The 18418-nt window shown below is 59.8% G+C and carries 15 protein-coding genes and 3 pseudogenes; 11 read left to right on the top strand and 7 right to left on the bottom strand.

Features of this window, described 5'->3' with window-relative positions:
- Entirely contained in the window at positions 1-1644 is a 1644-nt protein-coding gene (locus LCF40_RS14585) for a glycoside hydrolase family 3 protein (RefSeq protein WP_224828971.1), read from the bottom strand.
- A 77-nt stretch (positions 1645-1721) separates the two neighbouring features.
- On the opposite strand from LCF40_RS14585, the gene LCF40_RS14580 reads away from it, so the two are divergent.
- Together LCF40_RS14580 and LCF40_RS23710 are read left to right on the top strand one after the other, a co-directional pair.
- Positions 1722-1973: a hypothetical protein gene (locus LCF40_RS14580; RefSeq protein WP_224828970.1), complete on the top strand. Its 252-nt coding sequence runs from the start codon at positions 1722-1724 to the stop codon at positions 1971-1973.
- Positions 1974-2289: 316 nt separating this feature from the next.
- A complete protein-coding gene (locus LCF40_RS23710) occupies positions 2290-2544 on the top strand; it encodes an SDR family NAD(P)-dependent oxidoreductase (RefSeq protein ID WP_224828969.1) in 255 nt (84 codons plus the stop codon).
- Between the two features lie 240 nt (positions 2545-2784).
- Here the strand turns inward: LCF40_RS23710 and LCF40_RS14570 are convergent, their stop codons facing one another.
- Complete coding sequence (locus tag LCF40_RS14570; RefSeq protein WP_224828968.1) at positions 2785-3960, bottom strand: GNAT family N-acetyltransferase; 1176 nt, start codon at positions 3958-3960, stop codon at positions 2785-2787.
- A 260-nt stretch (positions 3961-4220) separates the two neighbouring features.
- Here LCF40_RS14570 and LCF40_RS14565 point away from each other — a divergent pair, with 260 nt between their 5' ends.
- On the top strand, positions 4221-5255 hold the full coding sequence (locus LCF40_RS14565; protein WP_224828967.1) for a hypothetical protein: 1035 nt from the start codon (positions 4221-4223) through the stop codon (positions 5253-5255).
- Between the two features lie 418 nt (positions 5256-5673).
- Here the strand turns inward: LCF40_RS14565 and LCF40_RS14560 are convergent, their stop codons facing one another.
- Positions 5674-6609 carry a dihydrodipicolinate synthase family protein gene (locus LCF40_RS14560; protein ID WP_224828966.1) on the bottom strand — a complete coding sequence of 312 codons (936 nt, stop codon included), beginning with the start codon at positions 6607-6609 and terminating at the stop codon, positions 5674-5676.
- A gap of 216 nt (positions 6610-6825) precedes the next feature.
- On the opposite strand from LCF40_RS14560, the gene LCF40_RS14555 reads away from it, so the two are divergent.
- Both LCF40_RS14555 and LCF40_RS14550 read left to right on the top strand, forming a co-directional pair.
- On the top strand, positions 6826-7218 hold the full coding sequence (locus LCF40_RS14555) for a hypothetical protein (protein WP_224828965.1): 393 nt from the start codon (positions 6826-6828) through the stop codon (positions 7216-7218).
- Positions 7215-7418, top strand: a complete 204-nt coding sequence (locus tag LCF40_RS14550; RefSeq protein ID WP_224828964.1) for a hypothetical protein — start codon at positions 7215-7217, stop codon at positions 7416-7418. The genes LCF40_RS14555 and LCF40_RS14550 overlap by 4 nt, the downstream gene beginning before the upstream one ends.
- 463 nt (positions 7419-7881) lie before the next feature.
- Here the strand turns inward: LCF40_RS14550 and LCF40_RS14545 are convergent, their stop codons facing one another.
- From LCF40_RS14545 to LCF40_RS14535, 3 genes are all read right to left on the bottom strand, one after another.
- Positions 7882-8676, bottom strand: coding sequence for a PIG-L deacetylase family protein (locus LCF40_RS14545; protein ID WP_224828963.1), 795 nt, complete (start codon positions 8674-8676; stop codon positions 7882-7884).
- Positions 8677-9083: 407 nt separating this feature from the next.
- Positions 9084-10148, bottom strand: a complete 1065-nt coding sequence (locus LCF40_RS14540) for a glucose 1-dehydrogenase (protein ID WP_224828962.1) — start codon at positions 10146-10148, stop codon at positions 9084-9086.
- A gap of 5 nt (positions 10149-10153) precedes the next feature.
- Positions 10154-10417 carry a RidA family protein gene (locus tag LCF40_RS14535; protein WP_224828961.1) on the bottom strand — a complete coding sequence of 88 codons (264 nt, stop codon included), beginning with the start codon at positions 10415-10417 and terminating at the stop codon, positions 10154-10156.
- Positions 10418-10742: 325 nt separating this feature from the next.
- On the opposite strand from LCF40_RS14535, the gene LCF40_RS14530 reads away from it, so the two are divergent.
- The 3 genes and pseudogenes from LCF40_RS14530 to LCF40_RS14520 all read left to right on the top strand — a co-directional run.
- A complete protein-coding gene (locus LCF40_RS14530) occupies positions 10743-11744 on the top strand; it encodes a zinc-dependent alcohol dehydrogenase (protein ID WP_224828960.1) in 1002 nt (333 codons plus the stop codon).
- 1518 nt (positions 11745-13262) lie between these two features.
- Positions 13263-13433: pseudogene (locus LCF40_RS14525) on the top strand (TATA-box-binding protein); the annotation flags it as partial.
- A gap of 72 nt (positions 13434-13505) precedes the next feature.
- Positions 13506-13694, top strand: a pseudogene (locus LCF40_RS14520) (helix-turn-helix domain-containing protein); the annotation flags it as partial.
- 5 nt (positions 13695-13699) lie between these two features.
- On the opposite strand, the gene LCF40_RS23705 reads toward LCF40_RS14520, so the two are convergent.
- Positions 13700-13978: a transposase gene (locus LCF40_RS23705; RefSeq protein WP_224828999.1), complete on the bottom strand. Its 279-nt coding sequence runs from the start codon at positions 13976-13978 to the stop codon at positions 13700-13702.
- Positions 13979-14037: 59 nt separating this feature from the next.
- On the opposite strand from LCF40_RS23705, the pseudogene LCF40_RS14510 reads away from it, so the two are divergent.
- The 3 genes and pseudogenes from LCF40_RS14510 to LCF40_RS14495 form a co-directional block, all read left to right on the top strand.
- Positions 14038-14403, top strand: a pseudogene (locus tag LCF40_RS14510) (helix-turn-helix domain-containing protein); the annotation flags it as partial.
- 108 nt (positions 14404-14511) lie between these two features.
- A complete protein-coding gene (locus tag LCF40_RS14505; RefSeq protein ID WP_224828959.1) occupies positions 14512-15702 on the top strand; it encodes an ISH3 family transposase in 1191 nt (396 codons plus the stop codon).
- 319 nt (positions 15703-16021) lie between these two features.
- Positions 16022-18289 (top strand): Eco57I restriction-modification methylase domain-containing protein, encoded by a 2268-nt coding sequence (locus LCF40_RS14495; protein ID WP_380682519.1) that lies wholly within the window; start codon positions 16022-16024, stop codon positions 18287-18289.
- Positions 18290-18418 lie beyond the last annotated feature (129 nt).

Here is an 18418-nt window from a genome sequence, read left to right as displayed (position 1 = left end):
CTACCGGTCGCCGATCGGCAACGACTCCCGAACCGCCGGCGGCTCCCGGAGAGTCCCGACGATCGCCTGACTGGCGGCGTCGGGGACGGGATCGGGCAATCCAAGGCGATCCTGAAGGTAGGTCCCGAGGTAGCCGACCCCCGAAAGCTCCGAAAACTCGTTCGGCAGGCCGAGCGAGACGACGGTTGTCGACGCCTCCTCGGCGACGTTCTCGACCAACCGCCGCTGGCTCTCGGGGAATGCCTCCCGACTGTAGGTCGTCACGACGGCGCGGTCGACGTCGGCGGCGAGCGTCCGGACCGTCTGGAGCGCGTCAGTTGTGGGCTCCGTGGCGGGTTTCGAGTTCGCGGATGTTCGGGTCCCGTCGGGGGCCAGCGAGCAGGTCACGACGGGTCCGAACGCCCGGTCAAAGTGGGGTTCGAGCGCGCCCACCCCCCGGACCCCGGTCAGCAAGACGGCGTCGTTCCCGCCGATCGGGAGGCCGTCGTCGGCGAGGAGGGTCACGGAGCGCTCGTAGGCCTCTCGGGCGAGCGACCGGTGGGTCTCCCTTCCCGTCACCTCGAGGGCCTCGACAGGATCGACCCGTCGCCGGTCGGTCGCGCCCGCACGCTCCTTAAGCGCGAGGATCCGCTCGACCGAGCGGTCGATCCGCGATTCGGGGAGGTCGCCGCCCTCCACTGCGGCGAGGAGCGCGTCGCGCGTTTCCCGGAGGTCCTCGTGGGGGACGTAGCCCGTGAGGACGAGGTCTGCGCCCGCGGCGACCGCGCGGACGGCGGCCTCGCCGACGCCGTAGTTCTCGGCGACCGCGTCCATCATCATCGCGTCGGTGACGACGACGCCCTCGAAGCCGAGGTCCTCGCGAAGCAACCCGGTTAACACGGGTTTGGAGAGCGTCGCCGGCCGATCGGGGTCGATGGCATCCACGACGACGTGGGAGGTCATGATACAGTCGATGCCCTCCTCGATCAGTACCTCGAAGGGTGGGAGGTGGACTCTCTCTATCGTCTCCCGGTCGTCAGTGACATGGGGGAGTTCGTGGTGGGAGTCGAGTTCGGTATCGCCGTGGCCGGGGAAGTGTTTCGCGACTCCGATCCCTCCGACGTCGTGGATCCCCTCGAGAGCGGCGGTCGCGTACTGCGAGACGGTCGCGGGGTCAGTTCCGGGAGAGCGGACGCCGATCACGGGATTGTCAGGGTTAGTATGGACGTCGGCGACCGGCCGATGGGTCAGCGAGAGACCCATTGAGCATGCGTCGCGGGCGATCGCCGCCGAGACCTCGCGGGCGAGATCGGGATCGCCCGTTGCCGTCCGGCCCATCAGCGAGGGATACGCTTGGGTTCCGTGGCCGACGATATCGACGGTGCCGTACTCGCAATCCGCCGAGAGCAGCAGGGGGATGGCGTGGTCGGTCCCGTCTGCCAACTCCTGGAGGCAGTTCGTGTACTCCGCCATGGCGTAGGGGCCGGCCCGATGAGTCCCGTAGATCCGGACCGCGCCCGGCCGGAGTTCGTCGACTACGTCCGCCATCTCCTCGGCAGGCCACCCGGTATCGGTTTCAAAGTGTCCGAGTCCGATCCCGATGTGAAGGAGTTGTCCGATCTTTGTCTCGATCGAGAGCTCGTCAACGGCGTGTTCATCGATCATATCCTCTCGTTTCGAGCGGGAGATCAAGGCTCTTGGGGGACCCGATCCGGTAAGTTAGTGGGGGGAAATCGCCGGCGATGACCAACGAAATTACTGGAGTGCTCGCGGGCGATGTCTCGACCGTAAACGGAGGAATCCGCGGGTCGGACGAGCAATCGTCGACCGGTTCGTCGAGGAGGGTACTGCCGTCGTCTTCTCCGCGCGGGACGGGGCGGACGTCGAACGGTGACCGGGAACTCGAGACGGAACACGGAATCGAGACGGCGAAAGTCGCCTGTGACGTCTCCGAACCGGCCGAGGTCGCGGCCCTTGTAGACGCCACGGTTTAGTGGACCTGCCAGTTAATTCGAACCCACCTCAGGAGTTCTTATTCATTCCACCCCTTTTATCGGCCGATGACTATCAGAAAGAGACACTCCCCCGAACAGGTGGTATCGACTCAGGGAAAGAGGCCTCGTAGATGCGTCACTGTTCTATTCTAAAAGTCATCGGCCGATCACTGGTGACAAGCGTGAACTCATGTCTTCTCACACTCCACCTACTTCAGCCCAGATCACTCTGTCCTATCTCGAACGGACTAACCTCGAAGCGGTTCGGACTGTCGACCTCAATCTGAAGTTGCTCTTTCCGGCCTCCCGGTGATGGTTGAGGGCGGCGGGTGGTCGATCGTTCACACTGTCGTCGGTCAACGGTCTGGACGGTATCGGCCAGATCGCCTACTCGTTGGCCAGAAGCGGCATTATCGGGCTTTCGCGGCTGTTAGCGACCCAGTACGGCCACCACAGGATCAGTTTGAACGTGCTCTGTCCGGGTACGATCGAGACCGACCGGCGCTCCGAAAACATGGATCAAGTCGGCGAGAGCCGCCACAGTACCAAACACGACGGAGAGTGGACCTAGCGTGACCAGTAGATCGACCAGTACCCCCAAGGATACTTCGGCAGGCCCGAGAAGGTCGTCAACGGCGGGCTCACCGCCGGCCTCGACTGAAGCTTCCAACGCTAAACCTTCGGCAACGAGGAGATACTGATCCGGTCCGACGACCGCTGATACGGCCAGGGAAACCGATGTACTATTCGATCGGATACAACCATGGATCGTGCCTTGACGTTTCTCCGACCGTATGATGGCGTCACAGAATCAGACGTGTTCGGTCGGCCAGATGAAGTATCGTAGCGGGAGCGCCGTCTCGAGGAACGGATCTCCCGAGCGAAGCGACGCGGTGCGGTCGGGAAGGCCGAACAGCAACGACACGAGTTCCCGGCGGCCACGTTCGATTTCCTTTCTCTCGCTCTCACGCTCGCCGGGACCGACGGAGATTTTCTCAGGACTGTAGGCGATCCGGACGGAATCCCCCTCGGGAAGCTTGAGGGTGACCGATCCCTTCTCCGCTCGTCCGCTCTCGAGCCATCGCTGTTCGAGTTGCTTCTCAAAATCAGAGAGCAGCGCCTGGAGATCGTTGATCCGGAGCTTGCGGTGAGGGCGTGCAGTCCAAAAGCGGCTGTGGCGGGCCAGAACCCGCTCAAGGTTATGCCAGGGCGGCATCCGGACCGACAGCTCGTTCAAATCGAGGATAGCGAGAACATGGGCAAGGAGGGTCTCGAGGCCGACCGCGCTCCCGCCGAACTCCTCAACCGTCCGGGAGCGGCTCTCACGTGAAAGCGATAGGTAGGCAGGGTCGAGAACGACGTCATCGGGCCCGTCGCTGGTGGCTACCACGAACGTCTCCAGTCCCCGTTGACCGAACACTACGCGGCCGCCCTCGCGGTCCCGGACGGCGCGATACGGTTCCTCGCCGTGGATTCGATCGAGATCCTTGAGGGTCATCTCCTCACCACGGTAGACCTCGACGGCGGGAGAGGCTTCGGGCTCGCCGTCGAACGATCGGGCGGTGATTGTGTACTCGTACTCGCTGCCGGCCAGTTCGTAGCCGAAGTGACCGTACCGCTGTCGGTTGCCGCTCAGGTCAGAGAGGGGAGCCCCCGCGTTGTCCATCCTGTCGAACCAGAACTCGAGGAGGTCGGTCATGTACTCCTCACCCCGGTAGCGCCGATCCGTCGCGACGCCGCTGATGCCCCAGCACTCGACGGTTTCACTGGTGCCGGTCGAGAGCATCTGTGGGACCGCCGCGACGTGGCTCACGATCTCCCCGTCAGCGAGTATCACTGCATGGCGGTCGGACCGGTCGGGGTCATAGACAAACGGGAGTCGGGCTTGCATGCCGCCGCGCTCGTAAGCGAAGTAGCGATCGAGCAGCGCCATCATCTCAGGGAACTCTTCGCGAGTCACGAGCCGTGGTCCCTCGATCTCGGTCATCGCCGTTTACCTCTCGTCGATCGGTCGCGTACCTCTCGTTGGTCGCTGTCTGTCACCATCTTCCGGAGGCTCTCGACGTGGGATCATAAATCCCGGCGTCGGAATTCTTTTGGTCTCGATCCATGATTTCTGTGTATGCCGGCGCTCTGGACCTACCCCTGGACGATTGAGCGAGAAGGAGCTGACGCGGCCGCCAACCGCCCACGACCTGCGGGATAGATGCAGTCAACGTTGCTTTCCACTACCACTCCGTCCGGGCGATGAGCCCCCGGACGCCCGACGACCTCTTTCACTCCGCATCTGGAGGCTGTTACTTCGATCCCGAAGAAGAGTTCGAGGGAACTGAGATCGATCCCCCTGTCAACGCGATCGGCGAGTGGACCGAGCCGCTCACGACAATCGTCGATGGCCTCGGTGATCACGGGATCGTGACGAACGCCTGGACGGTCTGTCTCCACAACACCCGCCTCGCTTCGAGGAATCCCGACTACCGAATTGAGAGCGCCTTCGGCGACGCCCACGACCACTCTCTGTGCCCCTCCTACCCCGAGGTTCGGCGCTACTTCGGGAACGTCGTTCATGCGGTCCGTGAGCGCGGCGTCAACGGGATTCACCTCGAGTCGATCGACTTCCCGACGGCTTTTCATGGGCACGGTCGGGAGTTCGGCCACCCTAAGCGCCAGACGATCACCTCAACTGCCGGAGAGATCCTCTGCTCGCAGTGTTTCTGTGACGGCTGTCGGGCGGCGGCGGAAGACCACCTAGTCGACATCGAAAGAGCTCGCGAGCAGGTCCACGACCTTCTCGCCGAGCCCCTCGTGGATCCAGCAATCTCGCCGCCGCCGCTTGCCGATCTGGTCGAACACAACCCTCTCATTGCCGACCTCTTCGACTTCCGGGCGACCGTGATCAAGAACCTGCTGGCAGCACTTGACGACGCCGCGGGATCGGTCCCGCTCACCTACTACGTGATGGAGGCCGCGGGCGCCGACCCTGAGGACCTCCTTGGGACCGGAGTCCGCCTTGATGCTCTCGACGATCACGTCGATCGATTGCTCGCGATCTGCTATGTCTCGGATCCCGAAACCGCCCGCGAACGGATCCGGGCGATAGACCGAGAGACGGGCTTGCCGACCGATGCCGGAATCACGCTTGATCCTGCGGTTTTCGGGAGTGAAATTACCTTCAAGGGGCTCGTGGGGGCCGTTCAAGAGGAGGCCGACCAGCTCTCGATCTACCATGACACGCTCGCGACCGAGACACATCTCAGCTGGCTCGAATCCACATTCGGCTGAGTGGCTATTTCGTCGTCATGGCTCCGGCGGTGGCGGCCCCGTAGACGACCTCACCGCCGACGACAGCTCTGTCCTCACTCCTTTCGGGGTGCTCGAAGGGTCTTGCTTTACGTTCGTCACATCCACGAATTTCCCGGGAGATTGAGGGACCCTCACCGATCCTCAGCGAACCTAGCGTACGCGCCACCTGAGGTGTACGCCTGCAGCGCCTCCCCAACTGACAGGCGTTGGGAGTCGTGGGACGCGTTCACCGTGTGGTAGATTCCTTAGAGGGGACCGAAGGGTATCGTATCGTTCCCGAAGGCGAGCTTGCGAGTGTGTAGACGGTACCTCCCGGGAGCGCGAGCGAGTCGGCTCCATACCCAAAGTGGGGGCCCGGCAGGTAGTGAGGAACGGGGATCCGGCGCAGGCGACCGGATTACGCGGGCGCGAGCAGTTCGTCCTCCCGTTCGACTCGTTCGAGGTACTTCTCGACGCGCTCGCGGTCTTCCTCGGCAAGTTCGACCAGCGGCTCCCTAACAGGCCCTCCCGTGAGGCCCCGGAGGTCCATCCCGTACTTGACGACGGGGACGTTCTTCGCGGCACCGAAGGCGGGGCCGCCGACCGCCTCCGCCCGGAGGTCCTCGAAGGGACGCAGCAGGTCCCGGATCTCCCGGGCCCGCTCCCAGTCACCGTCCTTGATGGCGTCGTACAGCGCGAGGACCGGTTCGGGAATGAAGTTCCCGATCCCCGTCGTCAGCCCCTCTGCGCCCTCTAAGGCGTACGACGGGCCGTAGCGCTCGGCGACGCCGTTGAGCCAGACCACATCGGTGATCGTCGCGGCCAGCCGGGAGAACTCCGTTACGTCGTTGACCGCGTACTTAACGGCGACGACGTTCTCGATCCCAGCGACGGCCTCTATGACTCGTTCGCTCAGTAGCGACCCGCGCTTGTAGACGACGACCCCGAGGTCGGTCGACGCTGCGATCGACCGGTAGTAGTCGATCAGCCCCTCCTCGTGGACGTAGGTGTGGCGGGGGTACATCACCATCGCGGCGTCAGCGCCCGCGTCCTCGTAGGCATTGATCATCTCAATCGCTTCCGCGGTGGCCCCGCCCGCGCCGGCGACGACGGTCGCGTCCGCGGGGACCGCGTCGACGGTCGCCTCGACAACCCCGATCCGCTCGTCGTCGGTAAGCGAGTAGTACTCGCCGGTGTTCCCACAGGGGATGAACAGATCGGCGCCCGCCTCCGCCAGCGTTCGGATGTTCTCGCCGATCGCCTCACGGTCGACCCGGTCACCCCCCTCACCAAAGGGCGTCGCCGTCGTAAACGCGACCCCATGTAAGTCGTCTCGAAGCGTCTCGTATCCCATCTCTGAGCCAACCGTTCGCAAGGGGGAATCATTATGGTTCCGGTACGAGCAGCCCTCGCGAGACGCCGCCGAACCAATCAGTGAAAGGGGAAGTCGGGAACTATAAACCGCTCGCGGCCAAGAGCGGTCCATGTTCGTGTTCGCCGTGATACTGCTGTCAGCGGGGCAGTCCCCCTTGAGTGACTCGAACGGCTGGCCCGCGAGACCGACCACGAGGTGTGGGCAGCGGGCGACCAGTCGCTCACCCGAGAGACGGCGATTCCCGGCGACGACGAGGCCCTCGACCGCTACCGGGTGCGGTGGGGCGACCCCACCGACCACACCGAGGACTGGCTCGTCGGCGAGGAGTGGGCCGACCGCCCGGCGAGTGCCCCCAATCCCGACGTCGTGACCGCGCTCGCGGCCTACGCACGGGAGGGCCGGCCCCCCGCACGCCACCAGCGCCTGCGGCTCCTTTTGGCGCTGTTCCCCCATGCCGATCACGTCGCAGTCTGCGACCGCGACGTCGACTACCTCGAGGACTGGCGCTCCTACTATCCCTGGGAATTCAAGGAGGCCCTCGAGGACGGCCTGGTCGACGCTGCACTCGCTCCGGAGGCCCCGCGATGACCGACGGCCCTGACCCCTCACGAGGATTACTCGGCTACTGGAAGCACGTCTCTCCGGACGGCATCGTTCGGAACCGATCGCCGGAGGGAAACCACGGCAACTATGGGACCGACGCCCGCTGGATCTGGTTTACGAACCCGCGAGCGATCCGCCACGCCGGCGAGCTCGAGGTCGTTGACCAGATTACGCCCACCTCGTGAACTATGGTCGGATCGAGTGGATTGGCCCGCGGGGATCAGTCCTGCCGTCTCGGTTGCGTGACAAAGAACTACAACGGTTCGAAACAGATAAAATAATTGACTATATTTAGTCCTTGGATATATGGAAATATTGTATGATTGTATATATTGTATAATTGTTCATAGCAGACATGGTGTAGTGGACATCGATCGACCTAAACAGAGTATAAGAGTGGGGGATTGTTGCTGGCATCTCCAGTCCACGTGACAGAGCCACCAGGGGCTCCCCCGCGACGGTATGGCTGATAGGTACCTGGTCAGGCAGGTGGTTGACGCTCGATTCAGTCCCCAGCACACGGCTCCCCAGCCGCAAACGTGTCTAGGGACGGGTCACCCTACGCATGGCTGGATAATAGTAGCATATCTCTCGGAGTTTGTTGCCGCCTTCGGGGCACGATTTACTCCGGACTCCTGCCAGCGAACGCTACTCGAACAGATTAGCCGTGAGTTCGTCGTCAAGTTCGGCGCCGTATTCCGAGATTTCGAAGGCCTCAGCGTACTCAACGTCTCCCTCCAATCTGTCCCGGAGGCGATCGGCGGCCCCCTGCATCTCCGCGAACGAGGCGAGAGGATCAGTCTCGAGCCACTCCCGGCGGCGGTCGGGGTCGTCAGGGACCTCCTCAATGATTCCCGCGTTGTACGGCAGCCACTCGTAGACCTGGGACTCGTGACAGTCGAGCATCTTATACTTCCGATCCACGAGGTCAGGCGGGATTGGAATGACGACGTCCGGGTCGAACGAGTGGGGTCGGTCGAAGGTATCAAGCAAGTACGCGAAGACGGGGTTCGAATCAAGGGCGGGCGTCCCAGGACAGACGTTTGGGCCGGTGACCATGTAGGCTGCGTCCCGGACCAGCTGCGAGGTGTAGCGGTGGTCGGGGTGGTAGTCGTTGGGCCGGTGAGTCAGGACGAGGTCGGGCGACAGCCGGCGGATCAGCCGGATCAACCGCTCGCGACGCTCTAGGGTGGGTCTGAGCCGGCCGTCGGGGGCCTTGAGGATACAGTAATCGATGCCGGCGATGTCGGCCGCGGCCGCGGCTTCGGCCCGCCTCCGTTCGACGAGTTCGATCCCGCCCTGTTCGTGGTGACCTGCGCGCCCGTCGGTCATCGAGACGAAGATGACTTCGTGGCCCGCCTGCGCCAAGCGGCAGGCGAAGCCGCCCGCGCGGATGTCAGCGTCGTCGGGATGGGCTCCGATAACGAGTACCGTTCTCTCCATGTCCGGGAAGTCGGACGACCCGGCCGAAAACCTTGCGACTAGACGAGCCGTTCGGCAAACCAGTCGACGGTCGCTGGCGGGTCCTCGCTGGTGTCGTGCTCGGCAACGATCTACTCCGTGCCAGTCGTCCCCTCCTCATCGAGACCTTGACGCCTTCGCTAGTCGGGACGTCGCTCAGGCCGGTGAGAAAATATTGTTTCTAGTACAGGTCGGCATGGTGGTGGACCTTGACAACGCCGCGATCTCAGCGGAGAATATGGTCAGGAACCTGCGCCGGGAGGAAGCATGAATGTTCGTCAACGCGAACAGTTCCCTTCCAGTAGATTTCATGGTCAGAGATATATCTTCCCACGAGGAGACCGACCACGTCGTCTGCTGGATCCGTTCGCAGTTCGAGGTATGACTGATTATGGCGTATCGAACTCAACGACGGTCTTGATGACGTCATCATCCCTCTCGAAGGCTTTCTCAACCTCCTCCGGTGAGTAGATGCCGGTGATGAGTTCATCAGTAAACCAGTCAGGAAACGCTGCGAGCGACTCCTTGGCGGCCTTGAAGTGCCGGACATTGGAATTGACGCTACCGAACAATGCCTTGTTCTCGAGAACGATCTCCCGGTGAAGCTGTCCGCCGTTGATCTGGAACGTCCAATCGTCCGGAATACCGAGCAACGCGCCCACACCGTTTGGCGCGAGTGCCCGCACAGTATCGAAGGCGTGGGGCGCGTACCCTGTCGCTTCATAGACGAAGTCCATCGCCTCGTGGGCGGCCGCGATCTCTGAGACCGGCGTTTCGCGGGAGTCGACGTACGTCGCGCCGAGGCATTCGATGACATCGATCGTCAGATCCGGGCGGTCTCTCCGGCCGAGACAGTACATCCTATCGAACCCCTTCCGGTCAAGCATAGCGAGCGTCAGGAGCCCCAGTGGACCGTTGCCGAGGACGAGTGCCGACTTGGGATTCCACTCGAATGCCGACCGGGTCGCCTGAGCGTGTTCGAACGCCTTCTCGGAGTTGCTTATCGGTTCAATGAGGAAGCCGTAGTCGGCAAACTCGTCAGGGATGCCGACCAAAAAGCGCTCCGGGCTGGTGAAGTACGTGGCCATGAACCCGTGCGCGCCAACAATGCCTCGTTCGAGATAGTCGCCGTCGGCAGCCATGTCCGGCTCGTTCCGCTCGAAATATTCATTGGTCTCGTCTGGAGGCCGTCGCACAGTCGGAACGACGAGGTCGCCCACCTCGAACCTCGTTCTATTGGGGTCCTCGACGATGCCAACTGCTTCATGGCCGAGTATCTGGTAGTCCTCCCCTTCGGGAAAGTCACCGTGGTTTCCGTCGAGCACCTCATGGTCGGTACCGTCGATGCCAACCCGGAGCGTCCTGACCAGCGCCTCATCCGGGCCAGGGTCAGGTTTCGGGATGTCGAGGAATTGGGGGCCCTCCTCGTCGCGCACGGCAGCGATCACGTGCATTTCAGTCACGCCTCCGCTACGCTGTTGACGACTTCGATATCGGTTTGGAGGGGCACCGTCTCGATAGCACTCCGCGGCGGATAGAGATTACTCATGAATTCGGCGCACACCACCGTTATCACATCGTAGTCGTCCCTGTTACTGGCAATTTTGATGGAGTTAGGATTGACTGGACCCTGCACGAAGGCGTTGATTCGATCGCCGTGGCGAATTCCCTGCGAGAACGGGCCTATACTCAGCGGTTTATCGTTAGTACTAATCTCCGCCATGTTTCACCTCCGACAGGGAACGAGGCGGTGAAGTTCCCACAACGTAGACGCTATTTGGTAACAATCCGTCTCTCGACAAGCAAACTGACATCGATCCAATAGTCGAGTTACCATTACATAAAACGCTCGCTGCGCTTGCGGGAGAGTATCGCCGAACTTGGGTGGATGAGGAGTCGTGCATGGATTAACAGTACCTGCATAGATTATCTCTTCAGGTCGCGTTCAAACCGTATCGGGTCAGTCAGAGACCGAGTCCTATCGCTTCGACTCCATCGGAGCGGGATAGGGATTTATACCGGTCGACTAGAAACCCATCCGTTGAGAAATGTGTGGTAATGAGACTGTGGTCTTCGAATCACCTGAGGCGGTGATTGTCGAGCAACGCAACGTCCCGGTGCCGGATCCAAATGAAGTGCTTGTCGAGAGCCGACGAACTCTCGTCAGTACGGGGACCGAGCTCACGATCCTCTCAGGGGACTTTCCCGAGGGCTCCAGATGGGATCACTACGAGTACCCGTTCGTACCCGGCTACAACAACGTCGGTGTCGTTGTCGAGACCGGCAACGACGTCGTGGATATCGAGACGGGTCAGCGGGTCGCGACGCTCGGCTCGCACGCCCAGTACGTCACTGCGTCGCCAGAAGGGTGCCGACCGATTCCGGACGACGTCTCCGACGACGCGGCAGTCTTTTTCACGATCGCCGAGATCGTGATGAACGGCGTCCGTCGTGGCGAGGTCACCTGGGGAGAATCGGCGGTAGTCTTCGGCCTCGGACTACTAGGTCAACTAGCGGTTCGGGTGTGTCAGCTGGCGGGTGCGCAACCGGTCGTCGGGGTCGAACCGAGCGCCCCGCGGCTCGACCGGTTGCCCGATTCGCCGACCGTTGCAGCGGTCGATCCGACGGCAGAGACGGCTGAGGATTCGGTCGCCCGCCTGACAGACAACCGGATGGCCGATGTCGCCTTCGAGGTGACGGGGAATCCGGATGTGATCCCTGAAGAGTTCGACGTACTCCGAGAGCAGGGCCGCCTGGTGTTGCTTTCGAGCCCTCGTGGAACGACTGAGTTCAACTTCCACGACGACTGCAACGCGCCGAGTCACACCATTATCGGCGCCCACAACAGCTCCCATCCATCGGTCGCGACGTCGGCGAACCCATGGACGAACCACCGCCACTGCGAGCTGTTCTTCTCCGCGGTCGCAGACGGAACCATCTCGGTTGCCGACCTCGTGAGCCACCGTATCGAGGTGGCTGACGTGCCAGCCATGTACGACAAACTGCTGGCCGACCGAAGTGAGGCGATGGGCGTTGTCATCAAGTGGTAACGAGTTCGCCGACGATCCGATCGAGTCTCGACACCATCCCGAACTACCTACTGGGAGTGGGAAATTCTCGACATCAGTTCTGACGAGAACAGATTATACAGTAACCAGTAATTTAGGTCTGATCAAGCACACCGCGGCCTTCACGGTTGGCAATCTCAACGAGTTAATCGAGACGGTCAAGGTATACGTCGCTTGTCTGCGGGAAGACCGTCGTATCGGTATAGCAAGGCTTCTCGAACTGGTATTGTGGATTCGTATGTGTGTCTCTCGCGTCAGCGGGCGATCGGAATTTATCCAGTTGGCGATTCCTATTGCAGTCTCGTCCGCGTTTCGCCCGGGATTAAACAGATTCAACGAAGGTCCGATTAGAAGGGTATCCGTTGCCAGCTTGTGGCTGAACTCTAGGATGGTGATCTCCCCACGACGATCGGGCCCGTGTGTCCTAAAGACCCTCAATGAACCTCGCAGCATGGTTCGCGACGTTGTCCGAGAACGCTTCGGCAGCTACAGGTGTGTCTGATCCACGAAACGGTGAGGCCCTTGAGCGCAATCGGAACGCCTGCTAGTGGGCTGACTGACCCGCTGGCCTCAAGGGAGGACTCGATTTTGCAAGCCCGCTCTGAGTGTGATGTCGTTCACGCGAATGAAGGCCACCAGACAATCATTTTTAGCTTCGATCTGGTCAAGATGGATCTCGACAACTGTCGTCGGGATGACTGCTAGTACGGACCAGATCCATGAGGTCCGTGACCAGGTAATGTCGGAGCTCTGGTGTCAGCCTCTGGTCTAAGAGTGCGCGGCAAACAACGTACTAATTGCTTTAGTGGGTCGATCGTTTTGGTGGATAAAACGATCTCTCGAGATGGGATTACAAACATACGATCGTAATCAAGAAGATCGGCTGGTCCTCGAAGGCGATAATATCGAAATATTGTTCGTGCAGTCGATCCGGGGAGAATGTACATACCCGGGACGAAGCAAGGTTCTCCCGGCCAGCCGTAGCAATTGGCCTAGCGGCCCAGTCAGGATCGGACGATTGTCCATAGATCCCGGTAGAGAGCGATACAGGGAAATCGTTTTGAAAAAGGAAACGGTATAGACCGTGCCCAGAGTTATCATACAAGTCAAACAGGTTTTTCGGCGATTATACCGGCGTCTCGACGCGGTCTGGCTCAGATCTGTTTAGTCTGACAAAACAGATTCTGGGATGACAACATTCAATACTAAGCCGGTTGGTACGGACGAACGGATAGATGTACGCTAGTTCGTCGGGAGGTGAGCGGTTGATCAACGTTGGGATCCTCGGGCTCGACACGAGCCACGCCGAGAAGTTCGCCGCGGTGATCGACGACCGGCCCGACGCGACCGTCGCCGGCGTCTGGGACGGCGGGGACGTCCGCGAGGAGTCGTATGTCTCGGCGTTCCGCGAAGAGTACGGCTCCGCCCGCTACGACCGTCCGGGCGCGATGGTCGAGGAGATCGACGTCGCGATGGTACTGCTTAGAAGTCGTCGAGTAGGAACCCGAACAGTTTCCTGGGTTGGTCTATCATCCCGACGAACTGGAGGTCGTCGTCTTGGTGTTCGGCAGCGGGGAGCTCGTCATCACCGGCGGAACTCAGCCAAGCGATGCCGAAGACGCGATTACCATAATTCACGCTCGATTAGATGATCTCGGACTGCTCGAGTAGAATTGGTGAACTCGGAGATGACTCCTATAGTATCCGGTAGAATTTTTTACTCAGAGTTCGTTGCAGCTACTAGTGGATCATCTCGACGAGATCTCCGTCGAGGAACTGCAAGACACCCCCGACAACGTGGACGGAAAGAAACCGACACAACGGCTCTTAGCGGCAATTGCGTACAAAAACGGTGTTTCACAGACTGAACTAGCCGAGTGGTACGACGTTCAACGACGGACGATCTACAGCTGGCTCAAGCGACTCGACACGAGTGGTTAGCGTAACTTTTGCACATCGGAGAGGAACGTGTCGATCCGTTTGTTTGCGAACCCAAGACGGTTCGATAGGTATAGGAAGGTGTTAGTAACGAACTGGTTGAAGTGATCTTTGTCCTCGAAGATTTCTGGCGAAATCTTTCGTTTGAGAGTCTTCCAGAGGGGTTCAATTGCATTGAAGTTCGGCGAGTATGGGGGAAGGAAGACGAACTCGATGCCGAGTTCGTAGGCCCGTTGTTGGGTGAGATGGGCATGGTGACCGCCATCGTTGTCAGCGATGAGCAGAATCCGGCCTAATGAGTACGAAAACTTTTGTGAGTTAATGCAGACTGTCGTTCATGGAACGCTCACGTCGGAAGGAGATCAAGCATCACCTGTCTGAAGAGGAGATTGACGAATTGCTGCGTGAGGCTGAAGACGATCACCGACTGCGGCGTCTTGGCTTTCTGAAAAACCTCTATCAGGGTGATTCGATTCCGGAGGCCGCCGACCGGGAAGGCAGGTCGGCGGCCACCGGTGATCGCTGGGCAGAAGCCTGGAATGAAGGTGGGCTGGAAGAACTCATGCCGAGTTTCGGGGGCGGCCGGCCCCCGAAACTCGACGAAGACGAACAAGAAGAGCTGGTCGAGATACTCCGTGACGGCCAGCCCTGGAAATCACAGGAGATTCAGCATCTTCTCACCGAAGAGTTCGGCGTCGAGTACAGTCGCTAGTTGTCCACTCTGGCTCAGAAGCCTCCTAACTGACACGTCGTCGTGAAGGAAGCGGGTGAATCAGGTGACTGATTCATCCGCTGTCCGGATACGCACCTGATGAACATTCCACAACTCAAACAGGTGCTTACAGACCCGGACGAGTTCATTACGAACAGCCAACTCAAGACTCTTGCTCTGGAAGTGCTTGAGCTGGTGCCATTGCCAGGAATCGAGGGCTCGCCCCTCGATTCCGTCGATATCCTGGAAGTCGTCCTCCGAGCAGCCGTTGGAACAACTTCGGTCAACGGCGTCACGACCAATACAGAGGACACGCCCAACAGAGAACCCGTCATGGACTGGCTCCATACGCTCAACAAAGAGCCGATGCTGGACGCTGTCAACGATATTCTCGCGACGCTGACGATGTCGGTTCTCGACCGATCGCGGTCGAGAACCGTCTGTCTCGACTTCATGGACAACCCGTTTCACGGCTATCCCGACGACGAAACCGAGTTCAGGCGAATGCAAGTCCGTGACGGCACGACGAAGTGCCACAGGTACTGCACGGCGTTCGTGATCGCCCAGGGAAAGCCGCTGACACTGGCAGTTGAACCGGTGGATGGCGATGACAGTGCCGCCGACGCGGTCGAGCGAGTGCTCGCCCGCGTCGAGCTGTATCCGTTCGAGATCAATCGAATTCTCATGGATCGAGCAGCCTACGTCGGAGAGGTGATCGGCGTTCTTCGGGCTGTTGCACCGCCAGTCTTCCCGGTCAAGACCGGGAAGGCGACGCTTCGGGAGAAACTCTCGGTGAACGCGTCATATATGGCCGAAGAAACGATCTGTGAAGGCAAAGAGCACGAACAGACGTTTCCGATGGCCGTGCACATCACGTATCAGAACGGGGATCGTGGGAAGTCCGGCGTGAAAGCGACAGGATACGCGGCGTACGGTCTGGAAGACCGCACGCCGCCACAAGTCGCACGTATCTACACTGATCGATCGCGAATCGAGAAGAGCTACGAGAAGTTTCGTGAGGCACGGGCCCTAACGACAACGCCGTCACCGACAATTCGACTGTTCTACGTCGGCGTTGGGTTCCTGTTAGAGCAGCTGTGGATCGTGATCCAGTGGGCCGTGCTCGCCGCGCCACGTCGTGGCGGGCGAGCACTCCCCGTAGAGTTCACGTTCGGAGACGCGTTTCTCCACGGGATCGAAGGAGTGCTCGACGATGAGCTGGGATGGAAGGAGAAGCATCGAACGAACGGGGTTGGATTGCCGGCTGGATGCGACCACGGTCTCGGCTGAGCCGCCTCGCTTCGCGTGAAGCGAGGCTGGCGAACAGCGACAGCGCTCTTCTGAGGCGGCCTCAGCGACGGACAAAGCCAGAATAGGTGTCTAATCCGATATGTCCTCACATCCTCGCAAGGTATTTGTCGCTCTTCGGTCCTTTTTCGCCGTCCTTCCAATCTGAGACCGGACTTCTCCTTCCGCCGCTATCGATCGAGTGGACAACTAGCGACAGTACGACACTCTGTACGAACTCATCGATGGCCTCCCCAGTTCAGGCGACCTGATTACGACGCTGCTCGCGGAATTGGACGACTTCTACGTGGTTGACGTAGGGATGGGAAGCGGCCACTTCCTGACCTCCGTCATCGAGGAAATCGTCAACGTTCGGCAGGCGCTGTACGCTCGCCGAGACAGTCACCCGAGTCGTCATCGGCTCAAGAAGACGACCGTCCAGAACAACATCTACGGTGTGGATATCATGGAACCAGCGGTCGAAATTGGAAAGCTCCGGCTCTGGCTGTCGATCATCTCCGAACTCCGCGAGGAGGACCTCGATGATCTCGACGTCGAGGAAATCGCACTCCCCAACATCACGTTCAACGTTCGCCAGGGCAACAGCCTGATCGGGTACGTCAGCTTCCCCGAGGAAACCGAGGACGGTCTCGCGACCTTCGAACGGTGGTCCGAGGACAGCGTTCGCTCTCGGTACGAGGACGTCATCGAGCAGGTCGAGTTGTACGAGGAGTACAGTGCCTTTCCCGAGCGGGCCGAACAACACCGTCAGCGAGCCAACGAACTACTTGAAGAGTACCGAGAGGAACTGGATGAGGACGTTTTAGAGGAGTTTCGTGAGGCAGTCGAGGGCGTCTCCGAAGATGATCTCGATGAGTACACCCCCTTTCATTTCGTACTGGAGTTCGCAGAAGTGTATGCCGACGGCGGGTTCGACGTCATCGTTGGGAATCCTCCGTGGGATCGACTCCGTCCGACTCGGGACGACTTCTTCGTGAGGTACGACGAGACGTTTCCATCGTTGCTACCCAAAGAGAAAGACCGACGGCAAGCGAAGTTAATCGAGAACGACGAGATCGCGGACGGATGGGAGGAGTACCAACGCGAGATCGAGATCGTTAGCGAGTACTTCCACGAGAAGTACGAGATGCAAACTCCCACTATCGGGGGAACCACCCAGGGAACGGAAAACGACTTGTCGGCCCTGTTTCTCGAACGAGTGTTCCAACTGACGAAAGAGAGCGGATACGTCGCCCAAGTCCTGCCGGGCGCGATATTCAACGGGGCATCCACCAAGGACCTACGGACACACCTACTTGACGAAACAACGATCCAGAAGTTAGTCACGTTCGAGAATCGAGGGATTTTTCCCGAGATTGATACCCGCTACAACTTCGGCGTCATCGCGTTCAAGAACGAAGGAAGGACTGAGAATCTGCGTGGTATCTTTCACCAGGTCGGAATGGATTCGCTCCAGAACTTCGACGATGTTGCCTTGACGATTCCTCGCCGGGTGCTGCGGGACTACTCACCCAAGGCTCGAATCTTCCCCTATCTTCAATTACAGCGAGAAGTTGACGTCTTGCATACAATTCTCGAACATCCACCGATCAGTGACGACTCGGAGGATGGGTGGCACGCACAGCCGTACGCCGAGTTACACCGAACGAGCGACACGGATCGGTTCGTAGAGGACCCCTTAGAAGGGGATTATCCGGTTCTTGGCGGCAGCAACATTTATCAGTTCGATCACGACCCGACGTTCGTAGACATCGAACCGCCAGAGTTCTGGAGCGTCGAGGAAGATATCGATCCCGATACGAGCGCGAAACGGCGAATACGTGAGAAGAACTATCGAAAGCTCAAGCGAGCACTCTACTACGCTTTCGACGGTTCTGGCTCCCAGATTGGATTCGTAAACGAACTACTGGAAGAACATCGGGGTGAAGGACTGTCCGAAAGCGACGTATTGCTCGATTGTACCGAGTATCGAATCGTGTTTCGGGATGTTGCACGAGCATCCGACGAGCGGACCATCATCGCGTCGGTCATTCCTACCGGAATCGTATGCACAAACACCCTACATACGGTTCGGCCCTACGAGATAGATCCTGACGCGGATGATCTCGATAGCTCACCGTTACATCCCGTCTACAAACGAGTCTTTACCGACAAGTCGCTTTTCGTCACCCTTGGTTTACTCAACAGTATTCCGTTCGACTATCTGATGCGCACAAAAGTGGACACTCATATCGTGATGTACAAATTTGAGGAGTCGCAGGTCCCCCGTCTCACGGAGGGCGACGAGTGGTTCGAGTACATTTGGCGACGGGCGGCCCGTCTCAACTGCTACGGCGAGGAGTTCGCGGAGATGCGCGACCGTCTCGGCGGGATCGAACCGGGAACCGAGCCTGATGAACGCGAGGAAGTGCAAGCCGAACTCGATGCGGCATCATTCCACGCCTACGGCCTCGATCGAGAACAGACAAAGTTCGTCCTCGATGATTTCTATCAGGTGAACAACCCCCGCCGAATGACCGACGAGTACCTCGATTTAGTGCTCGAAAAGTACGATGAGTTGGCTACCTGATTGATTCTTCAGCAGTAGAAGCCGCGTCGATCGTCTCAAGGAGGTTCACGAGGTGAGCGCAATGAATTCCCCAGATGCCTAGAGAACGGCGGCTACAGTGTCTTCCGGCATCGTATTCAGCCGAGACTT

Origin of the sequence: Saliphagus infecundisoli, assembly GCF_020177375.1 — an archaeon.
Classification (GTDB): Archaea; Halobacteriota; Halobacteria; order Halobacteriales; family Natrialbaceae; genus Saliphagus; species Saliphagus infecundisoli.
The sequence above is the reverse complement of the archived record's forward strand: the minus strand, read 5'-3'. Positions and strand labels throughout refer to the sequence as shown.

Bases quoted from the DNA above. Each gene is read 5' to 3' on its own strand.
- LCF40_RS14540 (WP_224828962.1), bottom strand. From the start codon at position 10,148: ATGCACGTGATCGCTGCCGTGCGCGACGAGGAGGGCCCCCAATTCCTC.
- LCF40_RS14530 (WP_224828960.1), top strand. From the start codon at position 10,743: ATGTGTGGTAATGAGACTGTGGTCTTCGAATCACCTGAGGCGGTGATT.
- LCF40_RS14580 (WP_224828970.1), top strand. From the start codon at position 1,722: ATGACCAACGAAATTACTGGAGTGCTCGCGGGCGATGTCTCGACCGTA.
- LCF40_RS14565 (WP_224828967.1), top strand. From the start codon at position 4,221: ATGAGCCCCCGGACGCCCGACGACCTCTTTCACTCCGCATCTGGAGGC.
- LCF40_RS14560 (WP_224828966.1), bottom strand. From the start codon at position 6,609: ATGGGATACGAGACGCTTCGAGACGACTTACATGGGGTCGCGTTTACG.
- LCF40_RS14570 (WP_224828968.1), bottom strand. From the start codon at position 3,960: ATGACCGAGATCGAGGGACCACGGCTCGTGACTCGCGAAGAGTTCCCT.
- LCF40_RS14535 (WP_224828961.1), bottom strand. From the start codon at position 10,417: ATGGCGGAGATTAGTACTAACGATAAACCGCTGAGTATAGGCCCGTTC.
- LCF40_RS14550 (WP_224828964.1), top strand. From the start codon at position 7,215: ATGACCGACGGCCCTGACCCCTCACGAGGATTACTCGGCTACTGGAAG.
- LCF40_RS14545 (WP_224828963.1), bottom strand. From the start codon at position 8,676: ATGGAGAGAACGGTACTCGTTATCGGAGCCCATCCCGACGACGCTGAC.
- LCF40_RS14505 (WP_224828959.1), top strand. From the start codon at position 14,512: ATGAACATTCCACAACTCAAACAGGTGCTTACAGACCCGGACGAGTTC.
- LCF40_RS14585 (WP_224828971.1), bottom strand. From the start codon at position 1,644: ATGATCGATGAACACGCCGTTGACGAGCTCTCGATCGAGACAAAGATC.
- LCF40_RS14495 (WP_380682519.1), top strand. From the start codon at position 16,022: ATGGGAAGCGGCCACTTCCTGACCTCCGTCATCGAGGAAATCGTCAAC.